At 70.4% G+C, this 25,576-nt stretch carries 20 protein-coding genes and 1 riboswitch; of the genes, 11 read left to right on the forward strand and 9 right to left on the reverse strand.

What is annotated here, in order from left to right; all coding sequences use genetic code 11:
* The first annotated feature begins 312 nt into the window (after positions 1 to 312).
* Both AAFN69_RS22535 and AAFN69_RS22540 read left to right on the forward strand, forming a co-directional pair.
* Positions 313 to 5,259 carry a DUF11 domain-containing protein gene (locus AAFN69_RS22535; protein ID WP_347730468.1) on the forward strand — a complete coding sequence of 1,649 codons (4,947 nt, stop codon included), beginning with the start codon at positions 313 to 315 and terminating at the stop codon, positions 5,257 to 5,259.
* A 217-nt stretch (positions 5,260 to 5,476) separates the two neighbouring features.
* A complete protein-coding gene (locus AAFN69_RS22540; protein WP_347730469.1) occupies positions 5,477 to 6,169 on the forward strand; it encodes a class F sortase in 693 nt (230 codons plus the stop codon).
* Positions 6,170 to 6,226: 57 nt separating this feature from the next.
* Here AAFN69_RS22540 and AAFN69_RS22545 read toward each other — a convergent pair whose 3' ends face one another.
* From AAFN69_RS22545 to gcvT, 7 genes are all read right to left on the reverse strand, one after another.
* Positions 6,227 to 6,985 carry a L,D-transpeptidase gene (locus tag AAFN69_RS22545; RefSeq protein WP_347730470.1) on the reverse strand — a complete coding sequence of 253 codons (759 nt, stop codon included), beginning with the start codon at positions 6,983 to 6,985 and terminating at the stop codon, positions 6,227 to 6,229.
* A 526-nt stretch (positions 6,986 to 7,511) separates the two neighbouring features.
* Complete coding sequence (locus AAFN69_RS22550) at positions 7,512 to 7,904, reverse strand: PIN domain-containing protein (RefSeq protein ID WP_347730471.1); 393 nt, start codon at positions 7,902 to 7,904, stop codon at positions 7,512 to 7,514.
* Positions 7,901 to 8,173, reverse strand: a complete 273-nt coding sequence (locus AAFN69_RS22555; protein WP_347730472.1) for a hypothetical protein — start codon at positions 8,171 to 8,173, stop codon at positions 7,901 to 7,903. Before AAFN69_RS22555 ends, AAFN69_RS22550 begins: the two co-directional genes overlap by 4 nt.
* 296 nt (positions 8,174 to 8,469) lie before the next feature.
* Positions 8,470 to 9,837 carry an L-serine ammonia-lyase gene (locus AAFN69_RS22560; RefSeq protein WP_347730473.1) on the reverse strand — a complete coding sequence of 456 codons (1,368 nt, stop codon included), beginning with the start codon at positions 9,835 to 9,837 and terminating at the stop codon, positions 8,470 to 8,472.
* Positions 9,838 to 10,052: 215 nt separating this feature from the next.
* The gene (gene glyA / locus AAFN69_RS22565; protein ID WP_347730474.1) at positions 10,053 to 11,312 is read right to left on the reverse strand and encodes a serine hydroxymethyltransferase; all 1,260 of its coding nucleotides are present in this window, start codon (positions 11,310 to 11,312) and stop codon (positions 10,053 to 10,055) included.
* A 64-nt stretch (positions 11,313 to 11,376) separates the two neighbouring features.
* Complete coding sequence (gene gcvH, locus AAFN69_RS22570) at positions 11,377 to 11,754, reverse strand: glycine cleavage system protein GcvH (protein ID WP_347730475.1); 378 nt, start codon at positions 11,752 to 11,754, stop codon at positions 11,377 to 11,379.
* 351 nt (positions 11,755 to 12,105) lie between these two features.
* Entirely contained in the window at positions 12,106 to 13,230 is a 1,125-nt protein-coding gene (gcvT, locus tag AAFN69_RS22575) for a glycine cleavage system aminomethyltransferase GcvT (protein WP_347730477.1), read from the reverse strand.
* A 148-nt stretch (positions 13,231 to 13,378) separates the two neighbouring features.
* Positions 13,379 to 13,471: riboswitch (glycine riboswitch) on the reverse strand.
* A gap of 269 nt (positions 13,472 to 13,740) precedes the next feature.
* Between gcvT and AAFN69_RS22580 the strand changes: the two genes are divergently transcribed.
* The 9 genes from AAFN69_RS22580 to AAFN69_RS22620 all read left to right on the forward strand — a co-directional run bounded on the left by AAFN69_RS22580 (position 13,741) and on the right by AAFN69_RS22620 (position 24,306).
* A complete protein-coding gene (locus tag AAFN69_RS22580; protein ID WP_347730478.1) occupies positions 13,741 to 14,412 on the forward strand; it encodes an AAA family ATPase in 672 nt (223 codons plus the stop codon).
* A gap of 461 nt (positions 14,413 to 14,873) precedes the next feature.
* Positions 14,874 to 15,647 carry an enhanced serine sensitivity protein SseB gene (locus AAFN69_RS22585; RefSeq protein ID WP_347730479.1) on the forward strand — a complete coding sequence of 258 codons (774 nt, stop codon included), beginning with the start codon at positions 14,874 to 14,876 and terminating at the stop codon, positions 15,645 to 15,647.
* 179 nt (positions 15,648 to 15,826) lie between these two features.
* Positions 15,827 to 16,582, forward strand: a complete 756-nt coding sequence (locus tag AAFN69_RS22590) for an enhanced serine sensitivity protein SseB C-terminal domain-containing protein (protein WP_347730480.1) — start codon at positions 15,827 to 15,829, stop codon at positions 16,580 to 16,582.
* Positions 16,583 to 17,261: 679 nt separating this feature from the next.
* Positions 17,262 to 18,266, forward strand: a complete 1,005-nt coding sequence (locus tag AAFN69_RS22595) for an ABC transporter permease (RefSeq protein ID WP_347730481.1) — start codon at positions 17,262 to 17,264, stop codon at positions 18,264 to 18,266.
* 161 nt (positions 18,267 to 18,427) lie between these two features.
* Positions 18,428 to 20,215, forward strand: a complete 1,788-nt coding sequence (locus AAFN69_RS22600; protein WP_347730482.1) for an ABC transporter substrate-binding protein — start codon at positions 18,428 to 18,430, stop codon at positions 20,213 to 20,215.
* Between the two features lie 185 nt (positions 20,216 to 20,400).
* Complete coding sequence (locus AAFN69_RS22605; protein WP_347730483.1) at positions 20,401 to 21,399, forward strand: ABC transporter permease; 999 nt, start codon at positions 20,401 to 20,403, stop codon at positions 21,397 to 21,399.
* Positions 21,396 to 22,514 carry an ABC transporter ATP-binding protein gene (locus AAFN69_RS22610; protein ID WP_347730484.1) on the forward strand — a complete coding sequence of 373 codons (1,119 nt, stop codon included), beginning with the start codon at positions 21,396 to 21,398 and terminating at the stop codon, positions 22,512 to 22,514. Before AAFN69_RS22605 ends, AAFN69_RS22610 begins: the two co-directional genes overlap by 4 nt.
* The gene (locus AAFN69_RS22615; protein WP_347730485.1) at positions 22,511 to 23,590 is read left to right on the forward strand and encodes a dipeptide ABC transporter ATP-binding protein; all 1,080 of its coding nucleotides are present in this window, start codon (positions 22,511 to 22,513) and stop codon (positions 23,588 to 23,590) included. The genes AAFN69_RS22610 and AAFN69_RS22615 overlap by 4 nt, the downstream gene beginning before the upstream one ends.
* A 56-nt stretch (positions 23,591 to 23,646) precedes the next feature.
* Positions 23,647 to 24,306: a trimeric intracellular cation channel family protein gene (locus tag AAFN69_RS22620; protein WP_347730486.1), complete on the forward strand. Its 660-nt coding sequence runs from the start codon at positions 23,647 to 23,649 to the stop codon at positions 24,304 to 24,306.
* 72 nt (positions 24,307 to 24,378) lie between these two features.
* Here the strand turns inward: AAFN69_RS22620 and AAFN69_RS22625 are convergent, their stop codons facing one another.
* Both AAFN69_RS22625 and AAFN69_RS22630 read right to left on the reverse strand, forming a co-directional pair.
* Positions 24,379 to 24,942 carry a helix-turn-helix domain-containing protein gene (locus tag AAFN69_RS22625; RefSeq protein ID WP_347730487.1) on the reverse strand — a complete coding sequence of 188 codons (564 nt, stop codon included), beginning with the start codon at positions 24,940 to 24,942 and terminating at the stop codon, positions 24,379 to 24,381.
* 7 nt (positions 24,943 to 24,949) lie between these two features.
* A complete protein-coding gene (locus tag AAFN69_RS22630) occupies positions 24,950 to 25,483 on the reverse strand; it encodes a hypothetical protein (RefSeq protein ID WP_347730488.1) in 534 nt (177 codons plus the stop codon).
* Positions 25,484 to 25,576 lie beyond the last annotated feature (93 nt).

Genomic DNA, 25,576 nt, shown 5'->3' on the forward strand with positions numbered 1-25,576 from the left:
CTGATCGGCCGGGCCGCTGATATGCGCGGCGAATATCCGGGATTCAGAGTCGGCGAGAGTGAACAATATCCTCGCTCACCAGCTCTTTCTCTCGAAAGATGGAGCAAACGGCGGATGCCGGATAAAGATATCCATGCGCCTGCGCGGAATATGGATGACGCATAGGCATTATCTCTCTGAATAAGCGTTCATTGCGGTCGGCGGGCTTCCCTGCCCGGTGTGACGGCCCCGGGCGCGGAATCGGAGAGAGCTTTGACGATCAGCCTTCGAGGGAGGGTGCCCAGGGCCCTCTCGATTCGCAGACCCGGCCGTATGGTGCTGGTTCTCGCTGTCCTGGCCCAGCTCGCCACGGTGGGCATGGGGACGGCTGTCGCGCAGGCGGAGCCCGCGAAAGCGGAGGTGTCGGCGCGGGTTCCGGCGGCGTGTCTGCCGGGGTTCGGTTATGTGCTGTCGGGTGGTGACGGTTCGGTTCAGGAGGTGAATCTCTCCACGGGTGTCCGTTCCGCGATCGGTACTTTCACCGGTGTCGCCCCGAACCTGAACGCGATGGACATCTCGCCGGGCGGGCTGTCGGCGTGGGCGCTGTCGCCCCCGGCGGCCTCGGGCAGTCCGTACAACGTGTACCGGCTGGACCTGGCGACCAACACCACCCAGGCGTTCCCGGGCGCGGTGCAGCCGCCCGCGGTGGGCGCCATCCTGCGCGGGGCGATCAACCCGGTCAATGGCTGGTACTACTACTCCGGTTCGCTGAACTCGTCCTCGGCCCAGGCGATCTACGCCTTCGACACGGTCAACAATGTCAGTGTCGGCCAGGTGGGCACGCTGACCTACCCCACTCCCGGCGGGTCGGGCGACATGGCCTTCGACAGCGCCGGGAACCTGTACATGCTGATCTCGGGCGGCACGACCAGCGTCCTGGTCCGCATCAACCAGACCCTGCCGACGACGGCCGCGAACATCCCGCTGACCGCGAGCCTGCTCTCCACCCTCCCGCCCTCCGCGAGCGGGACGGCGTACGGCGGTGTGATGTTCGGGGCCGACGGCTACCTCTACGTCACCGTCAACGAGGGCGCGGCCGGCGTACTGAGCAAGATCGACCCCAACACCGGGGCGCTCGTGTCCTCGGTGAACATGTCGGTCCCGGGCGGCACGCCCTCCGGGGTCGCGGACGCCGGGAACTGCTCCTTCACCGGCTCGCTGACCGCGCAGAAGAACGTCGTGGGCCGGGTCAACCCGGGTGACCAGTTCCAGGTGTCGGTCACCGGGAACGGCATCGGCTCGGGCAACACCGGCACCACCACCGGTACGGACACCGGCCTCCAGACCGCCGTCGGCGAGACCACCACCGTCCCCGCCGTCGTGGGTGAGACCTACACCTTCACCGAGACGGGCGCGGGCGGCACGAATCTGGCCGACTACACCACCACCTACTCGTGTGTGGACACCGCCCACAACAACGCGCCGATCGCCTCCGGCAACGGCACCTCCGTCCAGGTGACCCAGCCCGCGTCCCCCGACGCGAACGGTGTCCAGACCACCTGCACCTTCACCAACTACCCCGGCGCCGCCACCGACCTGGCCCTGACCAAGACGGCCACCCCGGCCGCCTACAGCCCCGGCCGGCCGCTCACCTACACGATCACGGTGACCAACAACGGCCCCAGGGACTCCACCGGCTACACGGTCACGGACACCCTTCCGGCCGCCCTGGTCAACCCGTCCACGACGACCCCCGGCTGCACCATCACCGCCGGAGTCCTCAACTGCACCGGCGCCGCGCTCGCCAACGGCGCCAGCACCACGATCACGGTCACCGGCACCGCCGGGCCGGGCACCGCGCCCATCACCAACACGGCCACGGTCACCGGCGACGACCCCGACCCGGTACCCGGCAACAACACCGACACGAGCACCACCCCGCCCGCCTCCGTCGACCTCGCGGTCGACAAGACCGGCCCCGCGTCGGTGACCGCCGGCGGCGCCGTGTCGTACACGATCACGGTCACCAACAACGGCCCGGACAACTCGACGGGCTGGACGCTCGCCGACCCGATCCCGGCCAATCTGACGAACGCGGCGACCACGACGCCGGGCTGCACGGTCGCGGGCGGCAATCTGAACTGCACGGGCGGCCCGCTGGCGAACGGCGCGAGCACCGACATCACCCTGACGGGCAACGCGGCCCCGAACGCGACGTCCATCGTGAACACCGCGACGGTCACGGGCAACGACCCCGACCCGGACCCCACCAACAACACGGACACGATCACGACGGCGGTCGGCCGGAGTGCCGACCTCGCGGTCGACAAGTCGGGCCCCGCGTCGGTGACGGCCGGCGGGAACGTCTCCTACACGATCACGGTCACCAACAATGGCCCGAGCGCGTCAACGGGCTGGTCGCTGTCGGACCCGATTCCGGCCGGACTGACGGGCGCCGCCACGACCACGGCGGGCTGCACGGTCGCGGGTGGGAACCTGACCTGTGACGGTGGTCCGCTGGCGAACGGCGCGAGCTTCAACATCACGCTGACCGGTACGGCGTCGGCGAGTGCGACGTCGATCGTGAACACGGCGACGGTGACGGGTGATGACCCGGACCCGAACCCGAACAACAACACGGACACCGTCACCACGACCGTGACCCGCAGCGCCGACTTGGCGGTCGACAAGTCGGGTCCGGCGTCGGTGGCCGCAGGTGGTGCCGTCTCGTACACGATCACGGTCACGAACAACGGTCCGAGTGGTTCGACGGGCTGGTCGCTGTCGGACCCGATCCCGGCGGGTCTGGCGAACGCTGCCACGACCACGGCCGGCTGCACGGTCGCGGGCGGGAACCTGACCTGTGACGGTGGCCCGCTCGCCAACGGTGCGAGCTTCAACATCGCGCTCACCGGCAGCGCCGCACCCGGAACCGCGTCCATCGTGAACACGGCGACGGTCACCGGTGATGACCCCGACCCCAACCCGAACAACAACACCGACACGACCACCACAAATGTTGGCCGGAGTGCCGACCTCGCGGTGGACAAGTCGGGTCCGGCGTCGGTGACGGCCGGCGGGAACGTGTCGTACACGATCACCGTCACCAACAATGGCCCGAGCGCGTCAACGGGCTGGTCGCTGTCGGACCCGATTCCGGCCGGCCTGACGGGCGCCGCCACGACCACGGCGGGCTGCACGGTCGCGGGTGGGAACCTGACCTGTGACGGTGGTCCGCTGGCGAACGGCGCGAGCTTCAACATCACGCTGACCGGTACGGCGTCGGCGAGTGCGACGTCGATCGTGAACACGGCGACGGTGACGGGTGATGACCCGGACCCGAACCCGAACAACAACACGGACACCGTCACCACGACCGTGACCCGCAGCGCCGACTTGGCGGTCGACAAGTCGGGTCCGGCGTCGGTGGCCGCAGGTGGTGCCGTCTCGTACACGATCACGGTCACGAACAACGGTCCGAGTGGTTCGACGGGCTGGTCGCTGTCGGACCCGATCCCGGCGGGTCTGGCGAACGCTGCCACGACCACGGCCGGCTGCACGGTCGCGGGCGGGAACCTGACCTGTGACGGTGGCCCGCTCGCCAACGGTGCGAGCTTCAACATCGCGCTCACCGGCAGCGCCGCACCCGGAACCGCGTCCATCGTGAACACGGCGACGGTCACCGGTGATGACCCCGACCCCAACCCGAACAACAACACCGACACGACCACCACAAATGTTGGCCGGAGTGCCGACCTCGCGGTGGACAAGTCGGGTCCGGCGTCGGTGACGGCCGGCGGGAACGTGTCGTACACGATCACCGTCACCAACAATGGCCCGAGCGCGTCAACGGGCTGGTCGCTGTCGGACCCGATTCCGGCCGGCCTGACGGGCGCCGCCACGACCACGGCGGGCTGCACGGTCGCGGGTGGGAACCTGACCTGTGACGGCGGCCCGCTGGCGAACGGCGCGAGCTTCAACATCACGCTGACCGGTACGGCGTCGGCGAGTGCGACGTCGATCGTGAACACGGCGACGGTCACCGGTGATGACCCGGACCCGAACCCGAACAACAACACGGACACCGTCACCACGACCGTGGGCCGGAGCGCCGACCTCGCGGTCGACAAGTCCGGTCCCGCCACGGTGGCAGCGGGCGGAAACGTCTCGTACACGATCACGGTCACGAACAACGGTCCGAGCGGGTCAACCGGCTGGACCCTGACCGACCCGATCCCCGCCGGTCTGGCGAACGCCGCGACCACCACGGCGGGCTGCACCGTCTCCGCCGGCAACCTCACCTGTGACGGCGGCCCGCTCGCGAACGGCGCCGGCTTCAACATCACCCTCACCGGCACCGCCGCCCCGAACACGACCTCGATCGTGAACACCGCGACCGTCGACGGTGACGACCCCGACCCCAACCCGAACAACAACGAGGACACCACCACCACGAACGTCGGCCGCAGCGTCGACCTCTCGGTGGTGAAGACCGGACCCGCCACCGTCACCCCCGGCGGCGAGATCACCTACACCATCGTCATCACCAACAACGGTCCCGGCGCTTCGAGCGGCTGGACCCTCACCGACAGCATCCCGGCGCAGGTCACCGGGGCGTCCACCCAGACACCGGGCTGCGGCATCGGAGCCGGCACCCTCACCTGCACCGGTGGCACCCTCGCCAACGGCGCGAGTGTCACCATCACCGTGACCGGCACCGCCGCCGCGAACGCCACCACCATCACCAACACCGCCACCATCGAGGGCGACGACCCCGACCCCACCCCCGGCAACAACACCAGCACCACCACCACCAAAATCTCCAAGCTGGAGATCACCAAGAAGCAGAAGGGCGCCGCGACCGTCAAGGCCGGCGAGGAAGTCGCCTACACCATCACGGTGAAGAACACCGGGACCGCCGCCTACACCGACGCGAACCCGGCCACCTTCAGCGACGACCTCACCGAACTCCTCGACGACGCCCGCTACAACAACGACGCCACCGCCACCCGCGGCGACGTCACCTACAGCGAGCCCGTCCTGGAATGGTCCGGCGCACTCGCCCCCGGACAGACCGCGACCATCACCTTCTCCCTCACCACCAACGCCCGCCCCTTCGGCGACCTCAAGCTCGACAACACCGTGGTCTCCGACACCCCCGGCAGCAACTGCCCCGTCAACGGAACCGAGGCGACCCCCGACCCGCGCTGCACCACCCATGGCACGGTCGACGCCAAGGACAAGGACAAGGACGGCCCCCGCGCCGCCCGCCGCTCCTGACCTGTGAAGCGTGTGGCCCGGGACGCGAGCGCGCGCCCCGGGCCACCGCCATGTCCGGGGCCGGATCAGGGGACGGCTGTCGGGCCGGAGTCAGGCCCGTCCGGTCGGTTCCACGCGGAACCCGGGGTGTCCAGCCGGGCACACGCCCGCCCCTGGCATAGCGTCCGCTGTGCCGCATTCACCGCCGTCGCAGCCGAGTGATCCCGGAGTTGTCTCCATGCGTCCGATGTTCTCGCCGCCCGCCCGCCGTCGCCTGCACCGCCTGGGACTCGCGAGCCTGCTCACGCTCGCTCTCGGGGCCGGCGCACTCGCCTGTGACAAGGGATCCGGCGCTTCCGACGACGGACGGGCCGGGGCGCCCGCGGGCCCGGAGGCCCGGCCGGTGAAGCTGCGGATCGCGTCCGCGGGTGTGGACGCGGTACCGGTGACGGAGCTGAAGCCCGGCAGGGCGGGGGCGCTCCCGCTGCCGCCGGCCGAGAGCGAGTCGCGGGCCGGCTGGCACTCCGGCAGCGTCGCTCCCGGGCAGCCGGGAGTGGCCGTGCTCGCCGGGCGCGTCCACGCCGGTGACGGCGCGGGGCTGTCGAAGAACGTGGCCAGGACCCGGGTCGGCGACAAGATCGTGGTGGAGCGGGCGGACGGGGAACGGGTGACGTTCGTCATCGGCCGCATCCAGGAGCTGAGCGAGCCCGCCCCCGACCCCGCCGTCCTCAAGAGCTCCCCCGGCGAAAAGGACAAGGGCAAGGGCAAGGACAGGGCTCGTGAACTGCGCGTCATCGCCCTCGGCCCGCCGCCCGCCAAGGTCATCAAGGACACCGAGGACACCGAGGACGAGGAGAGCGCGGAGGACGGTGAGAAGGAGACGAAGCGGACGAGCCACGGCCTGGTCCTGAGCGCGACGGCCGCCCGCTGACCGTCGGCCGCCGCCCGCTGACCGCAAGCCGCCACCGCCGACCGGGCTCTCGCGGGGTCAGTCGCCGGTGCGCCGGCCCCAGACATGGACCTCGTCGCCCAGCCGCAGCCCGCTCCACAGCGCCTTCGCGTCCTCGTAGCGGAGATTGACACAGCCGTGCGAGCCCGGGTCCTCCCAGATGTTGCGGTAACTGCCGTGCAGCGCCTGGCCGCCGTCGAAGAACTGGGCGAAGGGCATCGGCCCCTCGTAGAGCGTCGACCAGAACTCCTTCTGCCGGTCGAATATCGTGTGCCACCCGGCCCGGGTCGGGAAGTCCGGCGACCCGGTACGCGCCGGCACCGGCCGGAAGATGACCCGCCCGGCGTTCTCGACCCACAGGATCTGCCGGTTCATGTCGACACACACCACCACCCCCGAGGTGTCCGGACACCCGCCGATCGCATCCCCGTCGGCCACCGCCCGCTCCCACATCACCCCGCGATACGTGTACAGGCCCGCGTATCCCTGGTCGGGATGGATCCCGAGCTCCCGCTGGAACTCCCGGATCACCGCACAGTCCGCGGCGGACTGGACACCGTCCACCACCAGCCCCAGATGCTCCTCCACCTCCTCCTGATACGGCCCGGTGGAGAGCGTGCACGCCGCCGTGTCGCTGATGGCGGATTCGGTCGCGGCGATCTCAGGGCCCGGCACCTGCGGCCCGGACCGGTCCGCCCCCGCCGCGTACGCCACGGGCAGACCACCCGCCCCCGCCAGGACCAGCAGAATCGCGACGCATATCAGCCGCCGCACCCGTCCGGATTCGCACCTTGTCATGGTCGTGCTCCTCGCAGCTCGTCCGCCGTCGCCGCGACGGCCGAGCCTCGCGGCGCGGGCACCACCAGCAACACATAGACCCGCACCGCCGTCCGCAAACCGGCGCGCCGCGCCTCTCACCCCACCATCCGAACGACACCACCCACACGGCGCAGCGCGCCCACGCCCCGCCGTCCGCGGACATCGCCGACCAGCGGTGAGGCGGCCGGGTCCGGGCAGGCGCTCGGTGAGCAGTCGACGGGTGGCAGCGGCCGGCGGTGCGAGGCCGGAGGCCAGGCGATCGCATGCGAGCCCGCCGGCCCCGACCGCACCGTGAGACGAGAAGCGCGTGTCAGGGCCCCGGCGCGGTGCTCAGCACTCGATGATGTTCACCGCGAGCCCGCCCCGCGCCGTCTCCTTGTACTTCACCGACATGTCGGCTGTATTTGGCCATGGCGCGGACCTGCCGAGGAGGGCTCCTGTCCAGGGCTCCCCGCTCAGCGCCCCGATCCGCACAAGGGGATGGACCGAGGCGCGGCCTCGCAGGTCAGACCTTGACGATGCGGATGCCGGGGCGGCACAGTGCGAGGAGGTCCTCGGGGTCCGACGTCAGTACGGTCACGGGGGAGGGCGAGGCGAGTGCGGTGGCGGCCACGATGGCGTCGAGGGCGTACTTGTGGCCGTGCAGACCGGCAGCGGCGAGGAGCTTGCTCGCCTGGCGGGCGATGGTTTCGGTGGGCGGGACGATGTTCACGCGGGAGACGGCGTAGTCGAAGCGGGCCTGGTTGACCTTGGGGTCGCGTGCTTCGACCAGCGTGACGGAGCTGGTGACCACGCGGATGTCCTCGTCCTCGGCCGCGGCCAGCCACTCGGTGACTTCAGGGGAGCGTCGTACGAGTTTGGACAATCCCTCACAGTCCAGGACGAGCGTCCCGCTCACGCCGCGTCCGCCGAGTCGGCCGTGTCGCCGCGGAGGATTGCCCGCTTGGTCTCGACCGCTGCCCGGTCCACCGGGCCGTGTTCGGCTTCCGCGTCCTCGATGAGTTCGCGCAGCAGGTCCCGCTCGAGCTGGCGCTGGATGAGCGCTTCGACGTAGGCGGACATGCCTCGCCTGCCGGTACGTGCCTTCAGGGCGGCGATCGTGCCTTCGTGGAGGGAGACGGAGACCGGACGGACGGGGCCTTCGCCGGGAGCGGAGGGGGTAACCATGCGGCCACTTTAACAAAACTCTTGTTATTCGGGGGCCGCCGTCCGTGCCCGGCCCCAGTGCAGGTATCGCCCGCCGAACCGCTCGAACGGTGTCAGGGGGAGGGTCCGACGTCGAGCAGATGCGAGGAACCCCAGGTCGGACGCCGATCCATGAAGGATTTCCCAGGGACTTTTCAGGGACTTTCACGTCCGTCCCGGGGCCGATCCCAGGGACTTCCCGCCGTGTGGGCAGGGAAGGCCCTGACAGCGTCGAAAGAGGAAAACGCGCTGGTCAGGGCCCACCCGTCGAGACGGGCTCAGCACTCGATGATGTTCACCGCGAGCCCGCCCCGCGCCGTCTCCTTGTACTTCACCGACATGTCCGCGCCGGTCTCCTTCATCGTCTTGATGACCTTGTCCAGGGAGACCTTGTGGCTGCCGTCGCCGCGCATCGCCATCCGGGCCGCCGTCACGGCCTTCACCGCCGCCATGCCGTTGCGCTCGATGCACGGGATCTGGACCAGGCCGCCGACCGGGTCGCAGGTCAGGCCGAGGTTGTGCTCCATGCCGATCTCGGCGGCGTTCTCGACCTGCTCCGGTGTGCCGCCCAGGACCTCGGCCAGGGCGCCCGCCGCCATGGAGCAGGCGGAGCCGACCTCGCCCTGGCAGCCGACCTCGGCGCCGGAGATGGAGGCGTTCTCCTTGAAGAGCATGCCGATCGCGCCCGCCGACAGCATGAAGCGGACGATCCCCTCGTCATCGGCGCCGGGGACGAAGTTCATGTAGTAGTGGAGCACCGCCGGGATGATGCCCGCCGCGCCGTTGGTGGGGGCGGTGACGACCCGGCCGCCGGCCGCGTTCTCCTCGTTCACGGCCATCGCGTAGAGGGTGATCCACTCCATCGCACGGGCCAGCGGGTCGCCCTCGGCGCGGAGCTGGCGGGCGGAATTGGCCGCGCGGCGGCGGACGCGCAGGCCGCCGGGGAGGATGCCCTCGCGGGCCATGCCCCGGGCCACGCATGCCTGCATGACCTGCCAGATCTCCAGCAGACCGGCGCGGATCTCCTCCTCGGTGCGCCATGCCTTCTCGTTCTCCAGCATCAGCGCGGAGATCGAGAGGCCGGTCTCCCGGGTCAGGCGCAGCAGCTCGTCGCCGGTGCGGAAGGGGTACTTCAGTACGGTGTCGTCGAGGACGATCCGGTCCTCGCCGACCGCGTCCTCGTCCACCACGAAGCCGCCGCCGACCGAGTAGTACGTCTTCTCCAGGACACCGGCGCCATCGGCGTCGTACGCGAAGATCGTCATGCCGTTGGCGTGGTACGGCAGCGCCTTGCGCCGGTGCAGGATCAGATCGCGGTCGAAGTCGAAGTCGATCTCGTGCATGCCGAGGAGATTGATCCGGCCGGACTCCCTGATCCGCTCGACCTGCGCGTCGGCGGTCTCGACGTCGACGGTCCGGGGGGAGCTGCCGGTGAGACCGAGGAGGACCGCCTTGGGGGTGCCGTGGCCGTGGCCGGTGGCGCCGAGTGAGCCGTAGAGCTCGGCGCGTATCGAGGCGGTGTGGGCCAGCAGGCCCTCGTTCTTCAGCCGCCGGGCGAACATGCGGGCCGCGCGCATGGGGCCGACCGTATGGGAGCTGGACGGGCCGATGCCGATCGAGAACAGGTCGAAGACCGAGATGGCCACGGGGAACTCCTAGGGGTTGGTAGACGCCGTTGTCCGCCGGGTGGTGCAGATGGTGCGGTGAGCAGCGGTGCGCGGGGATGGGGCCGACGCGTGAGCGATTCGGATGGTGTGCTGGGACGGGGCGGGGCACCGCGCTCACTCTCCAGTGTGCGCGGTGCCCCCGAGATTCGTATGCGTGTGCGGGTGGCGTTGCGTACGGACCTCCCCGGACGGGCCTACAGCCCGGGGTAGAGCGGGTGCTTCGCGGCCAGTGCCGACACCCGGCCGCGCAGGGCCTCGGCGTCGTACACCGGCTTCAGCGCCTCGGCGATGATGTCCGCGACCTCGCGGAAGTCCTCGTCGCCGAAGCCGCGGGTGGCCAGGGCCGGGGTGCCGATCCGCAGGCCCGAGGTCACCATCGGCGGCCGGGGGTCGTTGGGGATGGCGTTGCGGTTGACCGTGATCCCGACCTCGTGGAGGCGGTCCTCGGCCTGCTGGCCGTCGAGCTCGGAGTTGCGCAGGTCGACCAGGACCAGGTGGACGTCCGTGCCGCCGGAGAGCACCGAGACGCCGTGCTCGCGCACATCGTCCTGGATCAGGCGCTCGGCCAGGATGCGGGCGCCGTCCAGGGTGCGCTGCTGGCGCTCCTTGAACTCCTCGGTCGCCGCGACCTTGAAGGAGACCGCCTTGGCGGCGATGACATGCTCCAGCGGGCCGCCCTGCTGGCCGGGGAAGACCGCCGAGTTGATCTTCTTGGCGAGGTCGGCCGTGGAGAGGATCACTCCGCCGCGGGGGCCGCCCAGCGTCTTGTGGGTGGTCGTGGTCACGACATGGGCGTGCGGCACCGGGTTGGGGTGCAGACCGGCCGCGACCAGGCCCGCGAAGTGGGCCATGTCGACCATGAGATAGGCGCCGACCTCGTCCGCGATCCGGCGGAAGGCGGCGAAGTCCAGCTGCCGCGGGTAGGCGGACCAGCCCGCCACGATCAGCTTCGGCCGGGACTCCTTGGCCAGCTTCTCGACCTCGGCCATGTCGACCTGGCCGGTGGTGTTGTCCACGTGGTACGCGACCACGTTGTAGAGCTTGCCGGAGAAGTTGATCTTCATGCCGTGGGTCAGGTGCCCGCCGTGCGCGAGGTTCAGACCCATGATCGTGTCGCCGGGCTTGAGCAGCGCGAACATCGCCGCCGCGTTGGCCTGGGCACCCGAGTGCGGCTGCACATTGGCGTGCTCGGCGCCGAAGAGCTCCTTGATGCGGTCGATGGCGATCTGCTCGATCACATCGACGTGCTCACAGCCGCCGTAGTAGCGGCGGCCGGGGTAGCCCTCGGCGTACTTGTTGGTGAGGACCGAACCCTGGGCCTCCATGACCGCGACCGGAGCGAAGTTCTCCGAGGCGATCATTTCCAGGGTCGACTGCTGACGGTGAAGCTCGGCGTCGACGGCGGCGGCGACATCCGGGTCCAGCTCATGGAGAGGGGTGTTGAGAAGCGACATCTCGGTTCCCTGTCGTGGTCGTGGTCGTGGTCAAGAGGCGGGCGCGGCGATGATGCGCGGTGGATCAGCCCGCGGCGAAGGCGGTGTACTCGTCGGCGGAGAGCAGATCGTCCTGCTCGCCGCTGACCCGCACCTTGAAGAGCCAGCCGCCCTCGAACGGAGCGGTGTTCACCAGCGACGGGTCGTCGACCACGTTCTGGTTGAACTCGGTGACCTCGCCCGAGACGGGGGAGTACAGGTCACTCACGGACTTCGTCGACTCCAGCTCACCGCAGGACTCGCCCGCGGTCACCGTGGAGCCCACCTCGGGGAGCTGGGCGTAGACGACATCGCCGAGCGCACTCGCCGCGAATTCGGTGATGCCGACCGTCGAGACGCCGTCCTCGGCGACCGACAGCCACTCGTGCTCCTTGCTGTAACGCAGCTGCTGGGGGTTGCTCATGACCTGAATTCTCCTGTACGCGGAAGGGGCTGATGAACGTGGTGAGGGCGGCGGGAGGTGCTGATGGTCACTTCCGGCGCCGTGACGGCCGTATCCGGGGTTCCGGATGCCGTCCCCGGGGGTATCGGTGATCGCCCGCCAGGCCCGGCGGGCGGGGCCGGCCGATCGTGTCGGCGGCCGGTGTGTCCGGCGGTGTCCGAAGGAGCCGTACGGGCCGGCGGCCGGAGCGCACGGGCCGCCGACGGTTCCCCCGGCCGGGCGCGGCGGGGCGCCCGGGCCCTCAGACGGCGGAAGCGGCCGGCCGGAGCGCGGCGGCCGGGACGGGCCGGGGCCCGCCCCGCCCGCGCGGAGTCACTTCTGCCGCTTGTAGAAGGGCAGTGCGACGACTTCGTACGCCTCGTGGGTACCCCGGATGTCGACTCCGACGCCCTCCGTGCCCGGGGCCGCGTGGGCCGCGTCCACATAGGCGATGGCGATCGGCTTCCCCAGGGTGGGGGAGGGCGCTCCGGAGGTGACCTCGCCGACGGTCTCGCCCCCGGCGACCACCGAGAAGCCGGCGCGCGGCACCCGGCGGCCCGCGGCGATCAGCCCGACCAGCTTGCGCGGCGGGCTGGCCTCGGCACGCGCGGCGGCCTCGGTGAGGGCCGCGCGCCCGACGAAATCACCGGTCTTCTCGAACTTCACGACCCGGCCCAGACCGGCGTCGAAGGGGGTGAGCGCGGTGGTCAGCTCGTGTCCGTACAGCGGCATCCCCGCCTCCAGGCGGAGCGTGTCCCGGCAGGACAGCCCGCAGGGGATCAGCCCGGCCGAGGCGCCCGCCTCGGTCAGCGCGCGCCACAGCTCCTCGGCGTGCCGGGGCTCCACGAAGAGCTCGAAGCCGTCCTCGCCGGTGTAGCCGGTACGGGCGATCAGCGCGGGGACCCCGGCGACTGTGCCCGGGAGCCCGGCGTAGTACTTCAGACCGTCCAGATCGGCGTCCGTGACCGACTTCAGGATGCCCGGGGACTCCGGACCCTGGACGGCGATCAGCGCGTAATTGTCCCGGTCGTCCCGGACCTCGGCGTCGAAATCGGCCGACCGCTCGATCAGCGCGTCCAGTACGGTCTGCGCGTTTCCGGCGTTCGCCACCACCATGTACTCGGGCGTCTCGGGAGCGCCGAGCCGGTAGACGATCAGATCGTCCAGGATGCCGCCGTCCTCGCGGCAGATCATGGTGTAGCGGGCCCGGCCGGCCCCGATCGAGCCGATGTTGCCGACCAGCGCGTAATCGAGCAGCGCGGCGGCCTGCGGCCCCGTCACGGTGATCTCGCCCATGTGGGAGAGGTCGAAGAGGCCCGCCCGGTTGCGCACGGCCTGGTGCTCGTCGCGCTCGCTGGCGTACCGCAGGGGCATGTCCCAGCCCGCGAAGTCGGTCATGGTCGCGCCCAGCGAACGATGCAGCGCATCGAGGGCGGTCCGGCGAGGGGCGTTGCTCATGAAAGGGGCTCCCAGGGCATGACGGCGAGGACAATCCTCCCCATCTGTCATCGGAACCTGAGAGGTTCACCACGACCCGGCGTACAGGTGGTCGCGGTTTGCACCTTGGGTGGAGCCCCGGAACGGCGGCTCGCTTTTCAGATCTGCCTCATCACGCGCGGTACGGGGCCTGAGAGATTCAAGGGAGGAACTTGCTCCTTCGGCGCCCGGCACGGGGCCGGGACTCTCCCGCGTGGATTCAAGCGGCCGGTATGCAGTTGGCGGGCACATCATTGCACGCCCGGCGGCTCCATGGGGGTCCGGAGCCGGGCCTTCTCGCCGGCTCTCCGGCGCCGCGCCGGCCTCCCCCGACGGCCGCCCGGCCGGCCGGGCGGGCCGCCGCCCCTGTTTCCGCCGGAGCCGTTCGCCACACGCCGGACGCGCATCAGACGCAAATCAGTTGCGCCCCATTACCATTTCTTTACGCTTCTTGGGCAAGTGTGAGGGAGACCTGACATGGGGGAGGGTGTGATGACGTTGCAGCACTCCGGTGCCTACGCCACGACCACGGGTGTGCCCGCGCCACCGGCGGCGGCCGTCCGGAAGATCGGGAAGCTGCTGGGCGGACCCACGCCCGTCCTGCGTGATCTGCGCGCCCGCGCGGGGCGCAGCCCCCGGCGGCTGCTGTTCGCCTCCGGTGACGTGGTCGTCGTCTCCGGCCTCCCCGGCAGCGGAAAGTCCACCCTGATCCGGCGCGCGGTCCGGGGCCGGGGCATCGACTCGCAGAACACCCGGGACCGCTGGGACTCCCGGATGCCCGGATTCCTGCCGTACGCCGTCTACCGCCCCCTGGTCCGTTTCTCCCACTACGCCGGGCTCCGGCACGCCCTGCGGTCGGGTGCCAGTGTCGTGGTCCACGACTGCGGCACCCAGGCCTGGGTACGCCGCTGGCTGGCGCGCGAGGCCCGGCGCCGGGGCGGGGCCCTCCATCTCGTCCTGCTCGACGTCCCGCCGGATATCGCCCGGCAGGGCCAGCGGGAGCGCGGCCGGGGTGTCTCCGGTTACGCCTTCGCCCGGCACCGGCGCGCGGTCGGCGGCCTGATCGGCGACGCGGAGGCGGGGAGACTGCCGCGGGGGGTCGCCTCGGCGGTCCTGCTGGACCGCGATGCCGCGTCCGTACTGAATCTGCTCGGCTTCGAGTGACGGCCGCCTGACCGCCTGACCGCCTGGCTGTCTGACCGTCTGAACCGTTTGGCTGTCCGGTCCGCCGACCTGGCGATCGGCCGCGGCCACGCCTCGCGGCGGGCGGGGAGGGAGCCGCCCGCGCGCCGGGGCCCGCCGCCGGGCGCTCGGCCTCCGCGCGTTCCCGTACCCGTGTCGTGAGCGGGCGCGGTGGTGCTCGCCTCGCCCCGACCCGCGCCCCTCCTCCGCCGGGCTCTCGGCCGCCCCCGCCGGCCGCCATCCCGCCCCGGCGCGAACGGACCCCGGCAAGCCGCCCCGGGCACCGCCGGTGTCACTCGCCCGCCCCGCCTCCCTCCCCAGGCGATATACGGCGAAGTGCCCCGTCATGCGCGCGCGGTCGTGCCCCGTCGCCCTCCCCGGCATTAGGGTCGGGGGGACAAGGCGTGGGGAGACCGGCACCGCCGGGGGAGAGGGCCAGCAACATGACCATTCCGGAACAGGCGCATCAGCAGCCGCAGCAAGGCGGCTGGCCCGCGAACGAGCTCGAAGAGGTGCTCGCCGCATCGCTCGGCAACCCCTCCGCCGGGCCCCGGATCGTCGAAGTGCTCGGCCGCAGCCACCTGTGGGTACCGCTGCCCCGGGGCGGTTCCCCCGAGAGCCGCGACCTCGATCTCCCCACCATGGACATCGACGACGGGGCGTACGTCCCCGTCTTCAGCTCCGAGCAGCAGTTCACGGCCTGCGCCGGCCCCCACATGTCCTTCACCATCGCCCCCGCCCGCGAATTCGCCCGCGGGCTCCCCCCGCAGCTCGGTATCGCGGTCAACCCCGGCGGTGCCGTCGGCATCCCGCTGCCGCCGGAGGCCGTCGCCGAGCTCTGCCGGACCGGGCGCACCCCGCTCGACGGGCCCGCGAGCGGCGGCAGGGTGCGGCTGTTCGAGCCCGACTGGCAGCAGGAGCCGGTCGACTTCCTCGCCGCCGCCGCCGGGGAGTTCCAGGCCGCGGGCGTGGTGGCCACCGCCCGCCGGGCGCTCGCCTCCATCGAGGGCGATCCCCCCGTCCTCTTCATCGGGGTCCAGCTCGCCTCCCGGGAGGGCGCCGAGCAGAGCGCCCCGCTGGACGCTCTCGGCCGCGCTCTCGGCCGGGTCCAGCCGCCCTGGCCGGTCAATCTCATCCTGCTCGACATGGCGCAGGATCCGGTGGTCGAGTGGATGATCACCCAGGTGCGGCCGTTCTACCAGCGCGATCATCACTAGTACCGGCACCGCCGGCCGGCGGCGGTGCCCGCCGGTCCGGATGCCCGGGCCGCCGCCGCCGACCGCTGCCGGAGCGGCCGATTAAGCTGGCTTCCCGGCCCGGCCTCCACCCGCGCCCGACCCCCTGCGGTCCGGAGGCCGAGGCCACACGCATGCAGTTCGGAGAGGGGCGGAACAGGGTGAGCGCGTCAGGCACCGCGGCGGCCGGGCAGGTCGAGCACATGCTGCGCCAGGTGACCCCCGGACGCTACGACGCGTACGAGGCACTGCTCAAGGCGCTCGCCGACCCGGCGAACGGCCAGGTCTGGATGCTGCTCTGGCACGGCGGGCCGGGCTCGCCCGACGCCCAGTACGGCAACATGGAGATCGACGGCATCGGGTACGCCCCCTGTGTCACCTCCGCGCAGGAGCTCGCCGTCTCCGGCTGGAACCGCTCCCACGAAGTGGTCAGCGGTGTCGACATCGCCCGCTCCCTCTTCCCCGAGCGCTGGGGAATCTGGCTCAACCCCCATGCCCCCGGCGGCGGTGTCGGCATTCCCTGGCCCGACCTCCGCCGGATCGCCACCGGCCTCGACCGGATGCCCGCCGGCCCGCTGCGGCTCTCCGAGCCCGCGATCGAGATCCCGCACTTCTACGCCCTGCTCGCTCAGAACGCCCACCGCACCACCCCCATCCGGTCGCTGCGGCGGGCCTGGGTGCAGCCGGCCCTGGGAGCCCCCTATCTCGTCATCGGGCTGGATCTGTACGACACCACCCGGCCGTCCGTGGACGCGGTGCGGGCGATGATGCAGCAGTCGATCGCGGCGGTCCCGGACGGGCTGCCCGTCTCCACCGTCGCCATGTCCGACGCGTACGACCCGGTCTCGCTCTGGCTGCGCGCCCATGCCCGCCCCTTCTACGACCGTGACGCCCACGGGGTCACCGGCCGCGCCTGACCCTCCCCGGAGACCCCCGCACACCACCCCCACCGGCCGGCACAGCAGCCCGCCCCGGCCCGTGCGCCCCGGCGCACGGCGCGCCGTCATGTGTACCCGCCCGCCCTCCGGATACGCCCCCGGTGCCGTCGTGCGCCGCTCCCGGAGGCGGATCTCATCGGCGCGATCCGGCCATGCGCGGATCGGCGCTCTCCGCACGCCCCAACTCGCCAGTAGCCCAGCCTTGATCGCATATGTGAAGGGCGTGGCAAGCGCCCGCGCGGTTCTTCCATGTCATGTCCGCGCTATGACCTGCCGATCACACCCCGCAGACGCAAGGGCCCTTCGAAATCCAAGCCCGAAGAGGTGTCCGAATGTCGGTGAGGTGTTCAACTGGCGTCCCTTTTTGGCCAATTGGAGTTCCGCTCAGCCGGAGTTCCCGTCCGGATAACGGAAGACAGCGACACTCATCACGGTTGGGCAACCATTCCGCGAGGGGTCTGGCGGCTGATCGCGCGGCCGTTGAAGACTCCCGCAGCAAGGGAGCGGTTCGCTCCTGCGCACGGCGTGCTTCACGGGCATCTCGCGGGTACCTCTCGTACCAACAGCCCCGCACGCAGCAGAGGTTCGGTACCAAGCGGAACCGCCGCAGCGGCGGGTACGGGCCGGCCATGTCCGGCCGAGAGGGGTCCCCACCACGATGACGGCACCATTGCACGACACGAGCGCGGACGCGGAGCGGACCGCGACGGCCGATGTCGCGGCGGCTGAAGTCAAGACGGCGGTCGAGGGGCGCTCACTGCGCCGCATCGCCTGGTCGCGGCTCAAGCGCGACCGGCTCGCGCTCGCCGGTGGCATCGTTGTCCTCCTGCTGATCCTCACCGCCGTCTTCGCCCCGCTGATCGTGAGCTGGCTGGGCCATCCGCCCAATGAATTCCACCAGGACAAGATCGATCCGCTCTTCGGCACCCCCAAGGGGTCCTTCGGCGGCATGAGTTCGGAACATCTGCTCGGTCTCGAACCCAACAACGGCCGCGATGTCTTCAGCCGGATCGTCTACGGCGCGCGGATCTCCCTGCTGGTGGCCTTCCTCGCCGCCCTGGTCGCCGTGGTGCTCGGCACCGTCCTCGGGATCGTCGCCGGCTACTTCGGCGGCTGGGCCGACTCGGTCATCAGCCGGGTGATGGACATGCTGCTGGCCTTCCCGCAGCTCCTCTTCATCATCTCGCTGGTCTCGGTCCTGCCCAACGATCTCTTCGGAATGACCGGCAGCAGCGTCCGCATCTCCATTCTCGTCGGGGTGATCGGCTTCTTCGGCTGGCCCTATGTCGGGCGCATCGTCCGCGGCCAGACCCTCTCGCTCCGCGAGAAGGAGTACATCGAAGCCGCCCGCAGCCTCGGCGCCGGCCGCCGCTATGTGCTCTTCAAGGAGCTGCTGCCCAATCTGGTGGCCCCGATCACCGTGTACGCCACGCTGATGATCCCCACCAACATCCTCACCGAGGCCGCGCTCAGCTTCCTCGGCGCGGGAGTCCGCCCGCCCACCGCCTCCTGGGGGCAGATGCTCTCCACGGCGGTGGAGACCTACCAGTCCAACCCCACCTTCATGGTGGTGCCCGGTCTGGCGATCTTCGTGACGGTGCTCGCCTTCAACCTCTTCGGCGACGGTGTGCGCGACGCCCTCGATCCCAAGGGCAGCCGATGACCGGGCCCGGCCGGTGTTGCCCGGCCCCGCGGCGGCCCGCCCCGCCGCCCCCACCGCGCCACTGAACAACACCGCCCCCGCCACACGGGCCGGGCGGCTCCCCGACCGTTCCCCGGCAAAGAGGCGGGGGAACCGTGCTACCCCCGGAGGTTCCAGGAACTATGACTTCCCTGCGTTCGTCGAGGACGAGGACCAGGCGCATCGCCGGAGCGGCGCTCGTCGTGGCCGCCCTCACGGCCACCGCGGCGTGCGGCGGCGGTGGCGGTTCCCAGGACGGGGAGGGCGGTGACGGCAAGGCCGCCGGCTACAACGCGGCCATGACCGGTGTCGCCAACCCCTCCGCCAAGAAGGGCGGCACGCTCAAGTTCATCGGCAAGCAGGATCTGGACTCCACCGATCCGCAGCGCCAGTACTACGGCATGGCCTGGGACTTCTCCCGCTTCTACGCCCGCCAGCTCGTCTCGTACGCCCCCAAGCCGGGCGCGGGCGGCGCCGAACTCGTCCCCGACCTGGCCAAGGCCAAGGGGGTCGTCACCAACGACGGCAAGACCTACACCTATGAGCTGCGCGACGGGATCGCCTGGGAGGACGGCTCGCCGATCACCTCCAAGGACATCAAGTACGGCATCCAGCGCGTCTGGGCCGCGGATGTCATCACCGGCGGGCCGCAGTATCTGCGCCAGGTCCTGGACCCGGAGAACACCTACCCGGGCCCGTACAAGGACACCAGCCCGGACAAGCTGGGCCTGAAGGCCATCGAGACCCCCGACGACAAGACGATCATCTTCCATCTGCCGACCGCCAACGGCGACTTCGAGCAGATGCTGGCGATGCCGTCCGGGTCCCCGGTGAAGCGGGAGAAGGACACGGCCGGCAAGTACCAGCTCAAGCCCTTCTCCTCGGGCCCGTACAAATTCGAGTCGTACGCGCCGAAGAAGAGCGCCGTACTGGTCCGCAACGACAAGTGGCAGAAGTCCACCGACCCGATCCGCGCCGCGCTGCCGGACAAGGTCACGCTCACCATCAACTCGAACATCGAGGCGATCGACGAGCTGCTCATCAAGGGCGAGTACGACCTGGACCTGAACGCCACCGGCATGTCCCAGGCCGGCCGCACCAAGGCCCTCCAGGGCCACAAGGCCAATCTCGACAACATCGAGACCAGCTTCATCCGCTATGTCGACATCGCCACCAAGGTGGCCCCGTTCGACAACATCGAGTGCCGCAAGGCCGTGATCTACGCCGCCGACTACGCCTCGATGCAGCAGGTCCGCGGCGGCCCGGACGCCGGCGGCGACATCGCCACCAACATGCTGCCCAAGTCCATCAAGGGCTCGGACGACTACGACCCGTACGGCATCCTCGCCCGCAAGGGCAAGCCCGATGTCGAGAAGGCCAAGGCCGCCCTCAAGGCATGCGGCAAGCCCGGCGGCTTCTCCACCAACATCAGCGCCCGCAGCAACAACCCCGGCGAGGTGCAGACCGCCGAGGCGCTCCAGCAGTCGCTGAACGCGGTCGGCATCAAGACCGAGGTCGAGACGATCGACGGCGCCGAGTCCTCCAGCATCACCGGCTCGCCCGCCGTGGTGAAGAAGCGCGGTCTCGGTCTGGTCATGACCGGCTGGGGTCCGGACTTCCCGACCGGGCAGGGCTTCTCCCAGCCGATCATCGACGGCCGCTTCATCGTCGGCAACGGCAACTACAACGTCTCCGAGACCAATGACCCGAAGATCAACAAGTTCTTCGACGACGCGCTCAAGGAGACCGACCCCGACAAGGCCGGCGCGATCTACCAGCAGATGAACCACGCCGTCGCCGACCTCGCGGTCCAGATGCCGTTCATCTACGAGAAGAACTTCACCTGGCGCGGCTCGCGGCTGACCAACGCCTACTCCAGCGGTGCGTACAACGGCCGTTACGACTATGTCTCCCTGGGCGTCGTCAAGTAGCGGCACTCCCCGGTGACCCGTACGGGCACCCGCGCACCCGCCCGCCGCGGCGGGTGCGCGCACCCCCGTCGCACCGCCCCACCATCGCCCAACCCGCCAGTCCCGAAGGGCAGGTGATGGCCTCGGGCGGCGGCCCGCGCGGACCCTGAGCCAGGGCTCCGCGGGCCGCCGCCGGGCCGCGCACAGTGCTTGCATACGTCATCCGGCGATTGTTCGCCGTCGCCATGATGCTGCTGGTCGTCACCCTGACGACCTTCGTCATCTTCTTCGTGCTCCCCAAGTGGGCGGGCTCGGACCCGGCGTATCTCTTCGCCGGAAAGCAGACCGACGAGGCCGCCATCGAGGGCATCCGGCAGAAACTGGGTCTCGCCGATCCGGTGCTGGTGCAGTTCTGGAACTTCGTCCAGGGCCTCTTCGCCGGCCGCGAGTACGCCAACGGCCCGGACGTCACCAGCTGCCCGGCCCCCTGCTTCGGCTACTCCTTCCGCACCGAGCAGGAGGTGTGGCCGCTGCTCACCGAGGCGATGCCGGTCACGCTCTCGCTCGCCGCGGGCGCCTGTGTGCTCTGGGTCACCGGCGGGGTGGCGGCGGGTGTGGTCTCCGCCCTGCGCCGGGGCACCCTGTGGGACCGGGCCGCCATGACGGTCGCCCTCGCCGGGGTCTCGCTGCCGATCTACTTCACCGGACTGATCTCGCTGGCGGTCTTCAGCTATCAGCTGGACTGGATCAGCGGGGTGTACACCCCGGTCGAGGAGGATCCCCTCCAGTGGTTCCGGACCCTGATCCTGCCCTGGATCACCCTCGCCTTCCTCTACGCGGCGATGTACGCCCGGCTCACCCGCGCCACCATGCTGGAGATCATGGGCGAGGACTACATCCGCACCGCCCGCGCCAAGGGCCTCACCGAGCGGGTCGTCATCGGACGGCACGCCATGCGCTCCACCTGGACCCCGGTGCTGACCCTGCTGGGACTCGACCTCGGCGCCCTGCTCGGCGGGGCGGTGCTCACCGAGTCCACCTACAGCCTGCCCGGCCTCGGACGGCTCGCCATCGAGTCCATCGAGTCCAAGGATCTGCCGCTGATCCTGGGCGTCACCCTCTTCGCGGCGCTCTTCATCTGTGTCGCCAACCTCGTCGTGGACCTTCTGTACGCCGTCGTCGACCCGCGAGTGAGGATCGGATGACCATCCCCATCGAAGAATCCGGCTCCGCCGCCCCCGCGGGGCTTCCGGGAACGGTCGCCCCGCCCGGTTCACCGGCCCCCGACGCCTTTCTCGAAGTCCGCGATCTGCGGGTGCACTTCCCCACCGACGACGGTCTGGTCAAATCCGTCGACGGGCTGAGCTTCCGGCTGGAGAAGGGGAAGACCCTCGGCATCGTCGGCGAGTCGGGCTCGGGCAAGTCCGTCACCTCGCTGGGGATCATGGGCCTGCACACCGCCGGCCAGTACGGACGGAACAAGGCGCGGATCTCCGGGGAGGTCTGGCTGGACGGCCGGGAGCTGCTCGGCGCCCATCCGGACGAGGTGCGGAAGCTGCGCGGCCGGAACATGGCGATGATCTTCCAGGACCCGCTGTCGGCGCTCCATCCGTACTACACGATCGGCCGCCAGATCGTGGAGGCGTACCGGGTCCACCACGACACGGACAAGAAGACCGCCCGCAAGAGGGCGGTCGAACTGCTCGACCGGGTCGGCATCCCGCAGCCCGACAAGCGGGTCGACAGCTATCCGCACGAGTTCTCCGGCGGGATGCGCCAGCGCGCGATGATCGCGATGGCGCTGGTCAACAATCCGGAGCTGCTGATCGCCGACGAGCCCACCACCGCGCTCGACGTGACCGTGCAGGCCCAGATCCTCGATCTGATCCGCGATCTCCAGAAGGAGTTCGGCAGTGCGGTGATCGTCATCACCCACGACCTCGGGGTGGTCGCCGAGCTCGCCGACGACATCCTGGTGATGTACGGCGGCCGGTGTGTCGAGCGCGGGCCCGCCGAGCGGGTCTTCCACGAGCCCCAGCACCCCTACACCTGGGGGCTGCTGGGCTCGATGCCCCGGATCGACCGCGAGCAGACCGAGCGGCTGATCCCGGTCAAGGGCTCCCCGCCCAGTCTGATCAACATCCCCGACGGCTGTGCCTTCAACCCGCGCTGCCCCTACGCCGACGTCCCGGAGGGGAACCGGACGCGTACCGTCCGCCCCGAGCTCCACTCCGCGGGCGGCCGGCACTTCTCCGCCTGTCACATGGCGCAGGAGGAGCGGACGCGGATCTGGACCGAAGAGATTGCGCCGAAGCTGTGAGCGACCGAGTGAACATTCCCGCGCAGAAGCCGCCGGCCACCGCCCCGGACGCACTGCTGAGGGTCGACGGCCTGGTCAAGCACTTCCCCATCCGCGAGGGTCTGCTCCGGCGGCGGACCGGCGCCGTCCAGGCGGTCGACGGGCTCACCTTCGATGTGCGCCCGGGGGAGACCCTGGGCGTGGTGGGTGAGTCCGGCTGTGGCAAGTCGACCATGGGGCGGCTGATCACCCGGCTGCTCGAACCGACCGGCGGCCGGATCGAATTCCAGGGACACGACATCACCCATCTCGGGGTGGGGGCCATGCGCCCGCTGCGCCGCGATGTCCAGATGATCTTCCAGGATCCGTACTCCTCGCTGAACCCCCGGCACACCATCGGCACCATCGTCTCGGCGCCGTTCCGGCTCCAGGGCATCACCCCCGACGGCGGGGTGAAGAAGGAGGTCCAGCGGCTGCTGGAGCTGGTGGGCCTCAATCCGGAGCACTACAACCGCTATCCGCACGAATTCTCCGGCGGCCAGCGGCAGCGCGTCGGCATCGCCCGGGCCCTGGCCCTGAAGCCCAAGCTGGTGGTCGCGGACGAGCCGGTCTCCGCGCTCGATGTCTCCATCCAGGCGCAGGTGGTCAATCTCCTGGACGACCTCCAGGAGGAGCTGGGGCTCACCTATGTGATCATCGCCCACGACCTCTCCGTCATCCGCCATGTCTCGGACCGGATCGCGGTGATGTATCTGGGGAAGATCGTGGAGCTGGCGGACCGCGGGGCGCTGTACGCGTCGCCGATGCATCCCTACACCAGGGCGCTGATGTCGGCGGTGCCCGTACCGGACCCCCGGCGGCGCGGGGCGCGGAGCGAGCGGATCCTGCTCAAGGGCGATGTGCCCTCGCCGATCTCACCGCCGCTCGGCTGCCGGTTCCACACCCGGTGCTGGAAGGCGACCGAGATCTGCACCACACAGGAGCCGCCGCTGGTCGAGCTGCGTCCGGGGCAACAGGTGGCCTGCCACCACCCGGAGGGCGTCACTGCCGCGGCGGAGACCCCGGATCCGGCCCCCGCACCCGGCGCGAAGGAGTAGCGCACCCCCGGTCCGGCGGAGCCGGGACGACCGCCGCGAGACGGCACAATCGTCCGGTGCTCCAAGAATTGTTCACGCCCTCCGTCCAGCATGCGCTCGACCTCGCCGGAATCTTCGTCTTCGCGATCTCCGGCGCACTCCTCGCCGTACGCAAGAACTTCGATGTCTTCGGCATCGCCGTCCTCGCCGAGGTGACCGCGCTGGGCGGCGGGCTGCTGCGCGACCTGATCATCGGGGCCGTCCCGCCGGCGGCCTTCACCGACCTCGGCTACTTCCTGATGCCGCTGGTGGCCACGGTCCTGGTCTTCTTCCTCCACCCCCATGTGGAGCGGATCCAGGTCGCCGTCAATGTCTTCGACGCGGCCGGCCTCGGGCTCTTCTGTGTGACCGGCACCGTCAAGGCGTACGAGTACGGTCTCGGCCTGACCTCGTCGGCGGCGCTCGGCGTGGCGACCGCGGTCGGCGGCGGTGTGCTCCGCGATGTGCTGGCGAACGAGGTTCCCTCACTGCTGCGCTGGGACCGTGATCTCTACGCCGTCCCCGCGATCGTGGGCGCGACCATGGTGGTCCTCTGTCTCCGCTTCGACACCCTGGACGCGCTCACCAGCGCGCTCGCCGCCGCGACCGCCTTCGTGCTGCGGCTGCTCGCGATGCGCTACCACTGGCGGGCGCCGCGCGCCTGGAACCGGCGTTCGGCGACGGCGGAGGAGAGCTGACACGGCGCCCGCCCCCGTACGGCACCGGTCCGCGGGGGCGGGCACACGAGGCGGGTCAGCCTCCGCGCCGGGTCACTTCCAGAGCCGCGAGAGCAGCTGCCGCAGCGCCCCGGCCGTCAGGTCGCCGTCCGCCTCCGGGCGTTCCAGGGCCCAGGAGTCGAGGGCTTCGAGCACCCCGGTGGTCGCCACCGTCACCAGCTCGATGCCCGGTTCGTCACCGATGAGACCGAGCCGCCGGCCGTTCTCGATGAAGTCCCGGATCCAGGGGTGGCCGCCCGGCTGTTCCCGGGGACGGGCGGAGAGCACGGCGCGGTCGTCCGGATGGGCGCGCAGATGGGCCCGGAGCCGGTCGCTCCCCGCCCCGGCCCGCTCCCACAGTTCGTCCTCTGTCGCCGCCTCAGTCCACGGCCCGAGCGCGGCCAGCGCCCGCTCGGCGGCGTCGGCGACCACCTCACCGAAGAGATCGTCCTTTCCGTCGAAGTAGTGGTAGGCGGATGTCTTGGAGATCCCGGCGTCGGTGATGATCCGGTTGAACGAGGCGCCGTCCTTCCCGTCACGTGCGAAATGGGCGCGGGCGACGGCAAGGATGGCTGCCTTGGCGTCGGCGGGCAGCCGCTGAAAACGGGGCAGGGCCATGGCTCCCTCAGGGTCGGTACACAGGTGAAACGGCCGTATTGCCGGTGGCAAGCGCGCGTCGGACGCGGGCCGTCATGATCCAGTGTGCAACCCAGAGCGGAATGGCGATCGCCCCGCCGAGGTAACCGGGTGTCCCGGGGAGGAGCGACAGGATCTGGAAGGCGCACCAGGCGTACCCCAGTACGGCCCAGCGGCGCACCGCCTCCGGCGCGGTCCGGCCGTCCGCGGTGAGCGAGCGGGTGAGATTCCGGACGATGTAGAAGTCCTCGGTGAAGTTGTACGGAATCGCGAACATCCACCACACCGAGGCCGGGGACGCGGCCCGGTCCTCGGGCCCGATCAGGGCGAGGGTCCGCTGGAGCAGCCGGCAGTAGAGCGCCACCAGCCCGAAGAAGACGGCGACGGTGAGCAGGGCGCCGGATATCCCCAGAGCGGAGACCTCGCGGAGGATGCCGGGGTCGGCACCGGGGGACCAGAGGGGCCTGCTGATCAGGGCCGTGACCAGAACAGTGCCCAGGACTTTGACGATGATGGTCGGCATACGCAGAGAGTGTACTACTGGTACACCCCTATGGTGCGTGCCACTGGTTCCTCTTTTGTGATCGGCGGCCGCAAAAAGCTACCGCTCAGTACG

Origin of the sequence: Streptomyces sp. CAU 1734 (assembly GCF_039888735.1) — a bacterium.
Lineage (GTDB): Bacteria > Actinomycetota > Actinomycetes > Streptomycetales > Streptomycetaceae > Streptomyces.